The organism is Roseinatronobacter domitianus (assembly GCF_023336755.1).
Classification (GTDB): Bacteria; Pseudomonadota; Alphaproteobacteria; order Rhodobacterales; family Rhodobacteraceae; genus Roseinatronobacter; species Roseinatronobacter domitianus.
This window is the reverse complement of record NZ_JALZWP010000001.1, coordinates 209,544-221,525: the sequence shown is the minus strand read 5'-3', so window position 1 is coordinate 221,525 and position 11,982 is coordinate 209,544. Positions and strand designations below refer to the sequence as shown.

The window sequence follows — 11,982 nt, the reverse complement described above, 5'->3', positions numbered from 1 at the left end:
AGATGGCCGGGCTTTTGCTGGTCATCGGTGCCTTTGCGGGCGTGGTGGCTGGGCTGTTGGGCGTGGGCGGCGGCATTGTGCTGGTGCCTGCGTTTTTCTACCTGTTTTCTGCTTTGGGCTATGGCAGCGCGCAATTGATGCAAGTCTGCCTTGCCACGTCCCTGGCCACGATCATCGTAACCTCTGCACGGTCTGTCCAAAGCCATAACCGCAAGGGCGCGGTGGATTGGGATATCCTGCGCGGCTGGGCGATCTGGATCGGTCTGGGCGCGGTGCTGGGGGTTCTGGTTGCCGCAGGGCTGCGGTCGGTCGTGTTGCAAGGTATTTTCGGGCTTCTGGGCGTATTCATCGGCCTTTATTTCGGCTTCGGTCGCAATAGTTGGCAATTGGGCCCGGTCATGCCATCCGGGGTGAAAAAGCTGCTGATAGCTCCGGTCATCGGGTTTCTGTCAGTGCTGATGGGCATTGGCGGCGGGTCTTTTGGCGTGCCGCTCATGACGTTGCATGGCGTGGCCATCCACCGCGCGGTGGCAACGGCCGCCGGATTCGGGATAATCATCGCACTGCCCTCGGTGCTGACATTTTTGCTTGTGCCGATTGCGGATGCACCACCCTTCACAATCGGTGCCGTCAACCTGCCCGCCTTTGCACTGGTGGTGGCAATGACCCTGATAACCGCCCCCATGGGCGCGAAACTGGCCCATGCGATGGACCCGAAACCGCTGAAACGGGTCTTCGCGGTGTTTATCATGGTCATGGCGCTGAACATGTTGCGCAAGGCGGTGGGGTTCTAACCCTCTGGCGCGGAACAAGGGCGTAGCCCGCCGCGCCATTGGCGGGCCGTCCCGCGGCCTGCCGATGGGCTGATGCATGCGCGCCGCACGACTGTTTTACGGAATTGGTAGCCATAAAGCACTGCTGATCGGCAGTCCCCGGCCCGCCGCTGGCGCTAAAGTGGCCCTACCCGTCCAGCGCCTTCCCCAATCTTGGCAGCTTGGCGCGTTTCAACATGGCCCGCAGCGGGCGCGGCTGGCCAGAGATCGCCTGCGCGCGGTCCCGCACCTGCGTCACAGCCTGCTCGACCATAGCACTGTCTGCCAACCACAGATCCATCAACAGATCGTCGGGCGAGGTCGCACGCATCCCTTCCATCTGACGGGTGGGAAAGTCGCGCAGGTTAAGTGTGACGACCGCATCCGCCCTGCCGAGGATCGCCGCTGCCAGAACGTGACAATCCGCCGGGTCGGGCAAGGATAGTCGCGCTTCCAGCACCGGGTCGGCGGGAATTTCGGCCTTGGGCCAGCGCGCGCGCAAAATCGCAATTTCACCAGAGGCGACCTGCGCGCCCTCTGGCCCCAGCCGCGCCGCCGCATGCTGCCATTCACCCAAGATCCGCGCGGACCAAAGCGGCACGAACCCGCCCTGCTCGGCCACGCCGATCAGGATTTCGCGCAGAATGGTCGGATAGAGGACGCAAGCATCCAGAACCAGCCGCATCAATCCAGCCGGAAGAACACGGCTTTCAGATAACCGCTTTCGGCCAGTTGCGGCAGTTGCGGGTGGTCCGGCCCGGCAAAGCCTGTATGCAGCATAACCCCACGCCGCCCGGCGCGGCCTATGCCGCGCGCACTGGCGTTGCGAAAGCTGCTAAGGTCGGCGGCGTGCGAACACGAACACAGCCCCAGATAGCCCCCCGGTGCCACCAAGGCCGCTGCCCCGCGCGCCACGCGCTCATAGGCACGCAGACCCGCATCAAGGGCCGGTTTGTTCGGCGCGAACGCGGGCGGGTCACAGATGACAGTGTCGAAACGTCGCCCGTCTTCCGCCAGCTTTTGCAAAATGTCGAACGCATCGCCTTGCAAGGTGTCAAACCGGTCGGTCATGCCGCTGGCCTTTGCGCCGGCTTCGGCCAGCGCCAGCGCGGGCGCCGAACTGTCGACCGCCAAGGCTTGGGTGGCACCACCTGCAAGGGCTGCCAGCGAAAAGCCCCCCACATGCGCGAACACATCCAGCACAGAGCCGCCCTTGGCCAGTTTTGCGGCAAAGGCATGGTTCGGACGCTGGTCGAAGAACAGCCCGGTTTTCTGCCCGCCAAGCACATCGGCCATATAGGTCGCCCCGTTCATCGGCACCGGGACCGGGCCATCCACCGCGCCGCGCGCGATCTCTGTCAGTTCTGGCAAACCTTCCAGGGCGCGCGCGCGCCCAGACCCGTTGCGGACAATGCTGCTGACGCCCGTTACCTGTATCAGCGCATCAGCGATCAGGTCAAAATGCGCTTCGGCCCATACGGCATTGGGCTGGATCACCGCCACATCGCCAAAGCGGTCGATGACCACGCCGGGCAGTCCGTCAGCCTCGGCATGAACAAGGCGGTAATGCGGGGTCTCATAGAGCGCGGCGCGCATGGCCAGCGCATGGGCAATCTTGCCTGCGATCCAGGCTTGGTCGATTTGCGCATCGGGGTCCCGGTCCATCATCCGCCCGATGATTTTTGACGCCGGGTTGACCGTGACCAAGCCCAGGGCGCGCCCGTCATGTTCTTCCAGCCGCGCGAATGTTCCGGGCGCGATGGCACGCGTGCGCCTGTCGGTCACGACCTCATTGGCAAACACCCATGGGAAGCCATGACGGATGGCGCGGGCTTCGGCCTTGGGTTTCAGGCGGATCGTGGGCATGGGGCGGCTCTTTCACTGATAGATGCAAACGCAGCCCATAGCCGCTTTGATCCTCCGGGGAAAGGGGCGCGCGGCACCGGCAAATCCCGACAGGCGGGCTGATGCCCCCCCTTTCAATGGGCGCGTCACTCGGCTACGCTCTGCACATGTTTACCATCGAGCATGATTTCGACGCGACCATCATCACCCTGATCGACGAAGGCACCCCCAGCCTGCGCGAGGATATTACCATCCGCGCCACCGATGACCGGGTAAGCGTGGCGCAGTTCGACGCAAGCGCGCAGACCGAAGCGGTCGTCACGCTGTCGCTGTCGCAACTGCGCGATCTGGCCGCAGCGCTTGACCTGCCCGAGGGAAGCTACCGGTTGGTGCGCAAAACCTCATAAGGGCATAGCCCGTTGAGCAAAGGCCCCTCCGCCCTCTGAACAGACCTGCCCGCAAAACGGGTAAGAAAGGACATCCGATGCTGACCAATGACCAGCTTAACAAGTGGGACCGCGAGCATTTCCTGCACGCGTCCACCCATTTCGCACAGCACGCACGCGGCGAAAGCGCCACGCGGATCGTGACCACCGCGAAAGGCGTGCATATCGAAGACCGCGACGGCAACCGCTTTCTGGATGCGTTCGCGGGCCTCTATTGCGTGAATGTGGGTTATGGACGCACCGAGATTGCCGACGCCATTTCCAAGCAGGCGCACGAACTGGCCTATTACCATTCCTATGTCGGCCATGGCACCGAAGCCTCGATCACGCTGGCGCATATGGTGGCAGAGCGCGCGCCTGCGCATATGAACCGGGTCTATTTCGGGTTGTCCGGGTCGGACGCGAATGAAACCAACGTCAAGCTGGTCTGGTATTACTGGAACGTGAAGGGCCGCCCCGAAAAGCGCAAGATCATCTCGCGCTGGCGCGGCTATCACGGGTCGGGCCTTGTGACCGGGTCGCTGACCGGGCTGACGCCATTCCACGCCAAATTCGGCCTGCCAATGGCTGAAGTCGTGCATACCGAAGCGCCCTATTACTTCCGCCGCCCGCGCCGTGACATGTCGGAAGCCGAATTCACCGCCCATTGCGCGGCAGAACTGGAAGCGCTGATCGAGCGCGAAGGCGCGGACAATATCGGCGCGTTCATCGGCGAGCCAATCTTGGGCACCGGCGGCATTGTTCCCCCGCCTGCGGGCTATTGGGAGGCGATTCAGCCGATCCTGAAAAAGCACGACATCCTGCTGATTGCCGATGAAGTGGTCACGGGCTTTGGCCGTTTGGGCACGATGATGGGGTCCACCCATTACGGCATCACGCCCGACATCATCACCATCGCCAAGGGTCTGACCTCGGCCTATGCGCCGCTGTCGGGCAGTATTGTCAGCGACGATCTGTTCAAGGTGCTGGAAGAGGGCACCGACAAATTCGGCCCCTTCGGGCATGGCTGGACCTATTCGGCACACCCCATCGGTGCGGCGGCAGGTGTCGCCAACCTGAAGCTGGTGGATGATCTGGGGCTGGTGCAAAACTCACGCGACACTGGCGCCTATTTCCAGAACGCGCTGAAAGCACGGCTGGGCAGCCACCGTTTCGTGGGCGATGTGCGCGGCGAGGGGCTGATGGCCGCCGTCGAATTGCAGCGCGACCCGGACGCAGGGACCGATTTCGACGCGGCCGACAAGATCACCGCACAAGTGGTGGGCGCGATGGCGAAACATGGCGTGATTGCCCGCGCCATGCCACAGGGAGAGATCATCGGCTTTGCCCCGCCTTTGTGCATCACGCCAGCAGAGGTCGACAAGGTCGCGGATGTGACAGCCCAAGCGCTGGAAGATGTCACCGGCGCACTCTGATCCCCCTGCCCCGGCGCGTCCTTCGCGTCGGGGTTTTTCGTTCTCGCGCCACAGGACCGCACGCTCATGACCACCACCAACCCGAATTTTACCGATGCCGAATATGAAGCCCGCATCGCCCGCACCCGCGCCGAAATGGAACTGCGCGGGCTGGACCTGATGATTATTTCCGACCCGTCGAACATGAACTGGATCACCGGCTATGACGGCTGGACCTTTTATGTGCATCAGGCGGTCTTGTTGCCGATGGAGGGGGAACCCGTCTGGTGGGGGCGCGGCATTGACGGGCCGGGAGCCGCGCGCACCGTGTTCATGCGCAGCCCCGACAGCATTGTGCCCTATGATGACACCTATGTGCAGAACCCCCAGAAACACGCAATGGAATCGCTGGCGGCGCTGATCGTCGATCGCGGCTGGAATACCGGCTGGATCGGGGTGGAAATGGACAATTACTATTATTCCGCCGCCGCACACCAGACGCTGGTCAACCACCTGCACGAGGCTCGGTTCGAGGATGGGACAGGGCTGGTCAACTGGCAACGGCTCGTCAAATCCGAATCGGAATTGCTGTATATGCGCCGCGCCGCGCGCATCGTGGAGCGCATGCACCGCGTCATTCTGGAGGTGGCCGAACCGGGCATGGCCAAGAACAAGCTGGTGGCTGAAATCACCAAGGCCGGGATCGAAGGCGCTGATGGGCAATGGGGAGACTACCCTGCCATCGTGCCGATGGCCCCGTCAGGTCTGGATGCCACTGCGGCGCATCTGACATGGGACGACCGGCCCATGCGCGCGGGCGAGGCGACGTTTTTCGAGATCGCGGGCGTGCACCGGCGCTACCATTGCCCGCAATCGCGCACATTGTTCTTTGGATCGGTCCCAGACCTGTATCGCCACGCGGAAGAAGCGGTGCTGGAAGCAACCGAGGCCGGGCTGTCGCAATGCCACCCCGGCGCGCGGGCCGAAGACGTGGCCAACGCCTTCAACGCGGCGCTGAACAAACGCGGCTTCGAGAAGGACAATCGCTGCGGCTATTCCATCGGGCTAAGCTACCCGCCAGACTGGGGCGAGCGCACGCTGTCGCTGCGGCGCGGTGACATGACCGAATTGAAACCCGGCATGGTCATGCATTTCATGCCCGCGTTGTGGCTGGAAGACGGTGGCTTGGAAATTACCGAACCCGTGCTGATTACCGAGCACGGGCCGGAACCCTTATGCACCACCCCGCGCGAGATTTTCGTCAAGTAGGGGAGGCGCCCTGACGGGCGGAGGCGGGCCAAGACCCGCCCCCACCCGTCAGGCCATAAGTGCGACCCCGGCTGACGCGGGGCCGCAAGCCGGGGCAAATCTGATCGCATCGTGCCAAGGACCACTTGTGACCAAGCGCGTGTCGTGAGTATTTCTGGCAAGATGAAGCCGAATTAACGGTTCATCGCGCGGCTGAGGATGATAACCGGCAAGATGCCGACCGCGACGATCAACAGCGCCGCGGTCGAGGCTTCCTCGAGCCGTCCGTCGCTGGCCAAACGGAAGACGCGAATTGCCAGCGTGTCGAAATTGAACGGTCGCACGATAAGCGTGGCCGGCAGCTCCTTCATCACATCGGCAAAAACGAAGATCGCAGCCGTCAGCATACCCCGGCGCAAGAGCGGAATATGCACACGGGTCAGCAGCCCGAACGGCCCCAGCCCAAGATTGCGCGCTGCGTCATCCATGCTGCGGGGAATACGGGTGAACGCCGCTTCGGTGGTTTTGAGTGCCACGGCCAGGTAGCGCACGACATAGGCGAACATCAGCGCGGTGATCGTGCCCGTCAGCAAAAGCCCGGTCGAGATGCCAAAGGTCGTGCGCATGAAACTGTCGAGCGCATTGTCGAAGGCGGCCATCGGGATCAGGATGCCCACCGCGATCACAGCACCGGGCAGCGCATAGCCAAGGCTGGCCGCCTGTGTGGCGATAGAAACCACCGGGCCACCCTGCAAGCGCTTGGCATAGGCCAGAAGCAAGGCCACCGCGACCAGAAGCAGCGCAGCGCCCCCGGCCATGCTCAGACTGTTGACCACGAATTCATAGAATCGCGGCCCCCACATCGGGTCGCCCGCGATATAGGCAAGGCGTGCCAGTTCGGCAGCCGGAAACGCAAACCCCAAGGCAAGCGGCAAAGCGCAGGACAGCGCGGCCAGCAAGCCCAGCCCCGTCGTTAGCCGTTTGCGCACAAGCTGCGCCGACCGTCCGCCGCTGTCAGAGGCGAAATGCCGTTTCCCGCGGGCCAGTTTCTCGGCGTAAAACAAGGCCAGCACGAAGAACAACAAAAGCGCGGCCAACTGCGCTGCTGCGACCGGTGCGCCACGCGCGAACCATGTCCGGAAGATGCCGGTGGTCAGGGTTTGCACCCCCAGATGCAGCACCGCGCCATATTCCGCCAGCGTTTCCATGGCAACAAAGGCGGCCCCGGCAGCAATGGCAGGCCATGCCATGGGCAGCGCCACCCGGAAGAACGCCGATACCCGACTGTGACCAAGCGTGCGCGCGGCCTCCATCAAATGTTGTGACTGGCCCATAAAGGCCGCCCGCGCCAACAGATAGACATAGGGATAGAGCACCAAGGCCAGCACAAAAATCGCGCCGGGCACCGATGCGATATCGGGAAACCAATAGCCCTGCCCGCTCCAGCCAAAAAGGTCGCGCAGTCCCGACTGGATCGGCCCCCAATAGCTAAGCCGGTCGTAATAGACATAGGCGATCACATAGCCCGGCATGGCCAAGGGCAGCATCAGCGCCCATTCAAACATCCGGCGGCCCGGAAAATCATAGGCGGCAACCAGCCAGCCGGTCGCCACCCCGATCAGGGCCGCCAAGCTGACGACGCCCAGCACCATCAGCACCGAATTGCGGATGTAGAGCGGCAGCACCGTGTCGATCAGTTGCGCCCAGACATCTTCGGCCGGCACAAAGACCCGGCTGACGACACTGGCAATGGGCATCAGGATCACCAAGGCCACGATCAACGCCAACACCGCCCAAGGCGAATAGCGCGGGCGCGAGCGGGCGAGGATGGGAGGTGTCTGGTCTGTCATACCGGTTGATTATAGGGTTTGACGGCGCAGGAAAAGCGAATATCCGGCGGCACGAAAATAATAACTGATTATTATTGTCAAGTTTGAATTGGCAGGTTATGTCAGGGCCAAGGCGGGGCAAACCCCTGTCCGAACGGCCAACCCAGCGGGGCGCGCAGCCCTGCCCAGGCAGGCGGAAAGCTGTAACATAAAGGAGAAATCCATGCTTCGGTTCGCAACTGTATCCGCAATGGCGCTGGCAACCGCGCTTCCGGCCTTGGCACAAGAGGTAAACCTCTATTCCGGGCGCCACTACGACACAGACTTGGCAATCTACGAGCGTTTCACCGAGGAGACCGGCATCACGGTCAATGTGCTGGACGGGTCCGGCGACGAACTTCAGGCCCGTATCCAAGCCGAGGGGGCCAACTCCCCCGCAGACCTGTTCTGGACAGTCGATGGCGGACGCCTGCATCGGGCGGTAGAAGCAGACCTGTTCCAGCCGGTCGAAAGCGACATTCTGAACGAACGTATCCCGGCCGATCTGCGGCATCCTGACGGGCTGTTCTACAGCCTGACCAGCCGCGCCCGCGTCATCTATTACAGCGCCGATGCCGGAATGCCCGAAGGCGTCACCACCTACGAAGACCTGGCGCGTGACGATCTGGGCCTGACGGTCTGCATCCGCACCTCTTCGAATATCTATAACGTCTCGCTGATGGCAGAGATGGTCCATGTCCATGGCGAGGAAGATGCGCAAGCCTGGGCCGAAGGGCTGAAAGGCAACCTTGCGCGCGATCCGCAAGGCGGCGACACCGACCAGCTTCGCGCGCTTGCCGCGGGCGAATGCGACCTTGCCGTGGCCAACACCTATTACTGGGGCCGCCTGCAAACCTCGTCAAATCCGGCCGACCGCGAAGTGGCAAGCAAGGTTCTGCCAATCTTCCCCAACCAGGACGATCGCGGCACGCATGTGAACGTCTCGGGCATCGGTGTGGTGGCGAATGCGCCGAATGCGGAAAACGCGGTCAAATTCATCGAATACCTGACCTCGCCTTTCGTGCAGAGCATTCTGGCCGACACCAATAACGAATACCCGGTCGTCGAAGGCACGGTTATTTCCGGGCCGATGCGTGATTGGGCCGATTTCAAGCGCAGCGACACCAATATCGCCGATTACGGCACCAATCAGGCCGCCGCGATCACCGTCTGGGACCGTGCCGCGTTTCCCTGATCCCCTGTCAGGGCTGACATGCGAAGGGCCGGTCATATGACCGGCCCTTTTGCGTAGGCACCATTCCGAATATCATTCCGGCGCGATGGACAAAGCGATCTTGCCGATATGTTCGGAACTCTCCATCCGAGCATGCGCGCCCGCGGCATCGGCCAGGGGAAACTCGCTGTCCATCACCGGGGCCAGCCGTCCGGCGGCGATCAACGGCCAAACCTTGCCCTCCAGCTCGGCGGCAATCGCAGCCTTCGCGGCATCCGACTGCGGGCGCAACGTGGACCCGGTAATCGTCAGCCGTCGCACCATCAGCGGCGCGAAATTCACCGCCACTTTCGGCCCTTGCAGAAAAGCGATCTGCACCAGCCTCCCATCTTCAGCCAGGGCTTTCAAATTGCGCGGCAGGTAATCGCCGCCGACCATGTCGAGGATCAGGTTCGCGCCGCCCTCATCGCGCAGCACCGTCACGAAATCCTCGTCGCGGTAATTGATCGCGCGCTCGGCCCCCAATTGCACACAGGCATCGCATTTCTTGGCCGACCCGGCGGTTGCAAACACCCGCGCGCCAAAGGCAGTGGCCAGTTGAATCGCCGTCGTGCCAATGCCAGACGATCCCCCATGCACCAAGAACCGCTCGCCTGCCTGCAAGCCGCCGCGCATGAACACGTTCGACCAGACGGTAAAACAGGTCTCCGGCAAACAGGCGGCTTCGCGCAGGCTTAACCCTTCGGGCACCGGCAGCACCTGCCCGGCATCGGTCGCGGCATGCTCGGCATAGGCCCCGCCGGGAAACAGGGCGCAGACCCTGTCGCCCACCTTCCAACGCGCGACCCCTGCCCCCACAGCGGCGATCACGCCCGCGCCTTCCAACCCCGGCAGATCGCTTGCCCCCGGCGGTGGGTCATAGGCACCGGCGCGCTGCAATGCATCGGGCCGGTTCACGCCCGCATAGGCCATGCGCACCACCACTTGCCCCGCAACCGGCACCGGCACGGGACGCTCGACCTCTCGCAGCACCTCCGGCCCGCCGGGCTTGGCAATTTCGATCGCGCGCATCGTATGTGGCAGGTCCATGCCCATGCCCTCCCATTTCATCCTTGCAGAAATATCCTGGGGTGAATGAGGCCAACGGCCTCAGAGGGGCAAAGCCCCTTACACCAAGCCCGCCGTCTTGCGCAGCGCCGCGACGGTCTCACCCCCTGACAGCGCATAATCCCAATACAACTCCCGCGCCCGCATCCCCATCCGGGGCGTGCCCATCTCGCGGTCTTTGTAGCGCGCGACCGGCATCACCTTGGCGATATTTCCGGTCACGAAAATTTCCTCCGCCGTGTCGAAATCGTCCAAAGTCAGGCTTGTCTCGACCACCTCGATCCCGTCGGCCCGCAGCAGCGCGATCACCCGCTGGCGCGTGATCCCATTCAGGAACATGCCATTTGGCACCGGCGTAAACACCACCCCGTCGCGCACCATGAACACGTTAGTGGACGCGGTTTCAGCCACGAATCCGTCTACATCCAGCGAAAGCGCGTTGGAAAAGCCGCGCTTGCGGGCATCGGCCATGATCCGGGCATTGTTGGCGTAAAGCGCGCCGGCCTTGGCCTCTGTTACCGCCATGTCGGGGCGCGGGCGGCAGAAGGGCGACACGGTCAGCGAAAAGCCCCCGGGTGCGGGCATGTCCAGCGCCTCGATACAGATCGCGAAGCCGGTGTTTTCCGGCTCCACATCGATAATACCGGGGGCGGAGTCGCGCGACCACATCATCGGACGCAGATAAAGGCTACGGTCAGCGCCAAAGCGCGCGCAGCCTTCCTCCATCAGCCCTTGCACGGTCGCAGCATCGACCGGGGGGATCATTCCCATCGTCTCGGCAGAGCGGATGATGCGCGCAGAATGCAGGTCCAGATCGGGGCGTGCGCCCTCGAACTGGCGCGCGCCGTCGAACACGGTGCTGCCCAGCCACGCGGCATGGTCCGCCGATGAGATGATCGGCGCGGCCCCGTCATGCCACGTGCCCTCATACCAGGTGAGTATCTCCTTGCCGACCGCCATTGCGCCTGTCCCGTCTTGCTGTTGGATAGGCGCAACTTGCGGCGTGAGGGCGGTGGCGTCAACCCTGCGGCTTCGGCGGCATATAGCCCGGCAGATCGGGCCGCGCGCGGGCCGTTGGCGCCTTGATACAGGACAAGACCGCGCTTGGCCCGGCAAAGAGCGTGCGCAAAACCGGGTTCTTGCGCGCGGCCCCTTTCACCCGCTCTATCTGCATCACACCGTCAATGCGGCGGTCCAGAAAGCCCCATGTCGCGTGCGTGCCCTCGCTCTCGTCGCCCAGCCAGAACAGCACCGTGGCCGAATAGACACCCGCCAATGTCGCGCGCTTGGTATACCAGTTGTAATCGGTCGCACTGTCGCCAAGCGCGGTCCAGATCGCATCTGCCGTCCCCCAGATCGCGCGCGCACCATCAGCGGCATAAAGCGGCAGGGCGAACAACGTGGTGCCGCGCCGCACCAGCTCGCGGTCCTCTGCGGCTTCCAAGCGCAAGCGTACCGCCAACGTTATCCGGTCGCGGATGCGCAGTTGCGACAGGTCATGATCGGCCAGCCGCGCCAGCATCAAAGCATCCCCGCGCGCGTGATAGGCCAGCGCCATATCGACACCACCGCGCGGGAAGACCGCGCGTGCTGCGGCCATGTCCACCCCGCAATCCGCGGCAGCGGCGCTCAAAGCGGCCTCGCTCCAGCCGTCAAACGGCACATGGATCAACGCGGCATCAAGCAATTTCTCTGTCAGATCATTCATCGGATGCTCCCTGTCATGGTCACATGGCTGGACATAGCGCCACGGCTCTGCTATGCGACCGCTTCCTGCGATTTATGCAACTTTAACTTGGAAAGGTGGTGAAAACCACATGCAGGTATCGGTTCGTGACAACAATGTCGATCAGGCCCTTCGTGCGCTGAAGAAGAAACTCCAGCGTGAAGGTGTGTTTCGCGAAATGAAGCTCAAGCAGCATTTCGAGAAACCGTCCGAGAAAAAGGCCCGTGAAAAAGCCGAAGCGATTCGTCGTGCTCGCAAGCTGGCGCGCAAGAAATTGCAGCGCGAGAACGGGCTCTAAGCTCGACAGGACCGAAGGCAAGGCTTGCCTTGCATCAAAAACGAACCCCCGAAGGCTTGGCCTG

The 11,982-nt window shown here is 62.9% G+C and carries 12 protein-coding genes; 6 read left to right on the top strand and 6 right to left on the bottom strand.

Going from position 1 to position 11,982, the window contains the following annotated elements; all coding sequences use genetic code 11:
* Positions 1 to 2 precede the first annotated feature (2 nt).
* A complete protein-coding gene (locus M3N55_RS01135) occupies positions 3 to 794 on the top strand; it encodes a sulfite exporter TauE/SafE family protein (RefSeq protein ID WP_249055902.1) in 792 nt (263 codons plus the stop codon).
* Between the two features lie 166 nt (positions 795 to 960).
* Here the strand turns inward: M3N55_RS01135 and M3N55_RS01130 are convergent, their stop codons facing one another.
* Together M3N55_RS01130 and M3N55_RS01125 are read right to left on the bottom strand one after the other, a co-directional pair.
* The gene (locus M3N55_RS01130; RefSeq protein WP_249055564.1) at positions 961 to 1,497 is read right to left on the bottom strand and encodes an RSP_2648 family PIN domain-containing protein; all 537 of its coding nucleotides are present in this window, start codon (positions 1,495 to 1,497) and stop codon (positions 961 to 963) included.
* Entirely contained in the window at positions 1,497 to 2,678 is a 1,182-nt protein-coding gene (locus M3N55_RS01125; RefSeq protein ID WP_249055563.1) for an RSP_2647 family RNA methyltransferase, read from the bottom strand. The genes M3N55_RS01130 and M3N55_RS01125 overlap by 1 nt, the downstream gene beginning before the upstream one ends.
* A gap of 146 nt (positions 2,679 to 2,824) precedes the next feature.
* Between M3N55_RS01125 and M3N55_RS01120 the strand changes: the two genes are divergently transcribed.
* The 3 genes from M3N55_RS01120 to M3N55_RS01110 all read left to right on the top strand — a co-directional run bounded on the left by M3N55_RS01120 (position 2,825) and on the right by M3N55_RS01110 (position 5,766).
* Positions 2,825 to 3,064 carry a hypothetical protein gene (locus M3N55_RS01120; RefSeq protein ID WP_249055900.1) on the top strand — a complete coding sequence of 80 codons (240 nt, stop codon included), beginning with the start codon at positions 2,825 to 2,827 and terminating at the stop codon, positions 3,062 to 3,064.
* 77 nt (positions 3,065 to 3,141) lie between these two features.
* Positions 3,142 to 4,518, top strand: a complete 1,377-nt coding sequence (locus tag M3N55_RS01115) for an aminotransferase (protein WP_249055560.1) — start codon at positions 3,142 to 3,144, stop codon at positions 4,516 to 4,518.
* A 66-nt stretch (positions 4,519 to 4,584) separates the two neighbouring features.
* On the top strand, positions 4,585 to 5,766 hold the full coding sequence (locus tag M3N55_RS01110) for a M24 family metallopeptidase (RefSeq protein WP_249055558.1): 1,182 nt from the start codon (positions 4,585 to 4,587) through the stop codon (positions 5,764 to 5,766).
* Positions 5,767 to 5,939: 173 nt separating this feature from the next.
* On the opposite strand, the gene M3N55_RS01105 is transcribed toward M3N55_RS01110, so the two are convergent.
* Positions 5,940 to 7,595, bottom strand: coding sequence for an ABC transporter permease (locus tag M3N55_RS01105; RefSeq protein ID WP_249055556.1), 1,656 nt, complete (start codon positions 7,593 to 7,595; stop codon positions 5,940 to 5,942).
* Between the two features lie 202 nt (positions 7,596 to 7,797).
* On the opposite strand from M3N55_RS01105, the gene M3N55_RS01100 reads away from it, so the two are divergent.
* Positions 7,798 to 8,808: a Fe(3+) ABC transporter substrate-binding protein gene (locus M3N55_RS01100; RefSeq protein WP_249055554.1), complete on the top strand. Its 1,011-nt coding sequence runs from the start codon at positions 7,798 to 7,800 to the stop codon at positions 8,806 to 8,808.
* Positions 8,809 to 8,880: 72 nt separating this feature from the next.
* On the opposite strand, the gene M3N55_RS01095 is transcribed toward M3N55_RS01100, so the two are convergent.
* The 3 genes from M3N55_RS01095 to M3N55_RS01085 all read right to left on the bottom strand — a co-directional run bounded on the left by M3N55_RS01095 (position 8,881) and on the right by M3N55_RS01085 (position 11,602).
* The gene (locus M3N55_RS01095) at positions 8,881 to 9,876 is read right to left on the bottom strand and encodes an NAD(P)H-quinone oxidoreductase (protein WP_249055898.1); all 996 of its coding nucleotides are present in this window, start codon (positions 9,874 to 9,876) and stop codon (positions 8,881 to 8,883) included.
* Between the two features lie 78 nt (positions 9,877 to 9,954).
* Positions 9,955 to 10,854, bottom strand: coding sequence for a branched-chain amino acid aminotransferase (locus M3N55_RS01090; protein ID WP_249055552.1), 900 nt, complete (start codon positions 10,852 to 10,854; stop codon positions 9,955 to 9,957).
* Positions 10,855 to 10,912: 58 nt separating this feature from the next.
* Entirely contained in the window at positions 10,913 to 11,602 is a 690-nt protein-coding gene (locus M3N55_RS01085; RefSeq protein WP_249055549.1) for a COQ9 family protein, read from the bottom strand.
* Positions 11,603 to 11,711: 109 nt separating this feature from the next.
* Between M3N55_RS01085 and rpsU the strand changes: the two genes are divergently transcribed.
* The gene (gene rpsU, locus M3N55_RS01080; protein WP_092885234.1) at positions 11,712 to 11,918 is read left to right on the top strand and encodes a 30S ribosomal protein S21; all 207 of its coding nucleotides are present in this window, start codon (positions 11,712 to 11,714) and stop codon (positions 11,916 to 11,918) included.
* Positions 11,919 to 11,982 lie beyond the last annotated feature (64 nt).

Coding starts and splice junctions, on each gene's coding strand:
- M3N55_RS01135 (WP_249055902.1), top strand. CDS start 3: ATGGCCGGGCTTTTGCTGGTCATCGGTGCCTTTGCGGGCGTGGTGGCT.
- M3N55_RS01130 (WP_249055564.1), bottom strand. CDS start 1,497: ATGCGGCTGGTTCTGGATGCTTGCGTCCTCTATCCGACCATTCTGCGC.
- M3N55_RS01125 (WP_249055563.1), bottom strand. CDS start 2,678: ATGCCCACGATCCGCCTGAAACCCAAGGCCGAAGCCCGCGCCATCCGT.
- M3N55_RS01120 (WP_249055900.1), top strand. CDS start 2,825: ATGTTTACCATCGAGCATGATTTCGACGCGACCATCATCACCCTGATC.
- M3N55_RS01115 (WP_249055560.1), top strand. CDS start 3,142: ATGCTGACCAATGACCAGCTTAACAAGTGGGACCGCGAGCATTTCCTG.
- M3N55_RS01110 (WP_249055558.1), top strand. CDS start 4,585: ATGACCACCACCAACCCGAATTTTACCGATGCCGAATATGAAGCCCGC.
- M3N55_RS01105 (WP_249055556.1), bottom strand. CDS start 7,595: ATGACAGACCAGACACCTCCCATCCTCGCCCGCTCGCGCCCGCGCTAT.
- M3N55_RS01100 (WP_249055554.1), top strand. CDS start 7,798: ATGCTTCGGTTCGCAACTGTATCCGCAATGGCGCTGGCAACCGCGCTT.
- M3N55_RS01095 (WP_249055898.1), bottom strand. CDS start 9,876: ATGGACCTGCCACATACGATGCGCGCGATCGAAATTGCCAAGCCCGGC.
- M3N55_RS01090 (WP_249055552.1), bottom strand. CDS start 10,854: ATGGCGGTCGGCAAGGAGATACTCACCTGGTATGAGGGCACGTGGCAT.
- M3N55_RS01085 (WP_249055549.1), bottom strand. CDS start 11,602: ATGAATGATCTGACAGAGAAATTGCTTGATGCCGCGTTGATCCATGTG.
- rpsU (WP_092885234.1), top strand. CDS start 11,712: ATGCAGGTATCGGTTCGTGACAACAATGTCGATCAGGCCCTTCGTGCG.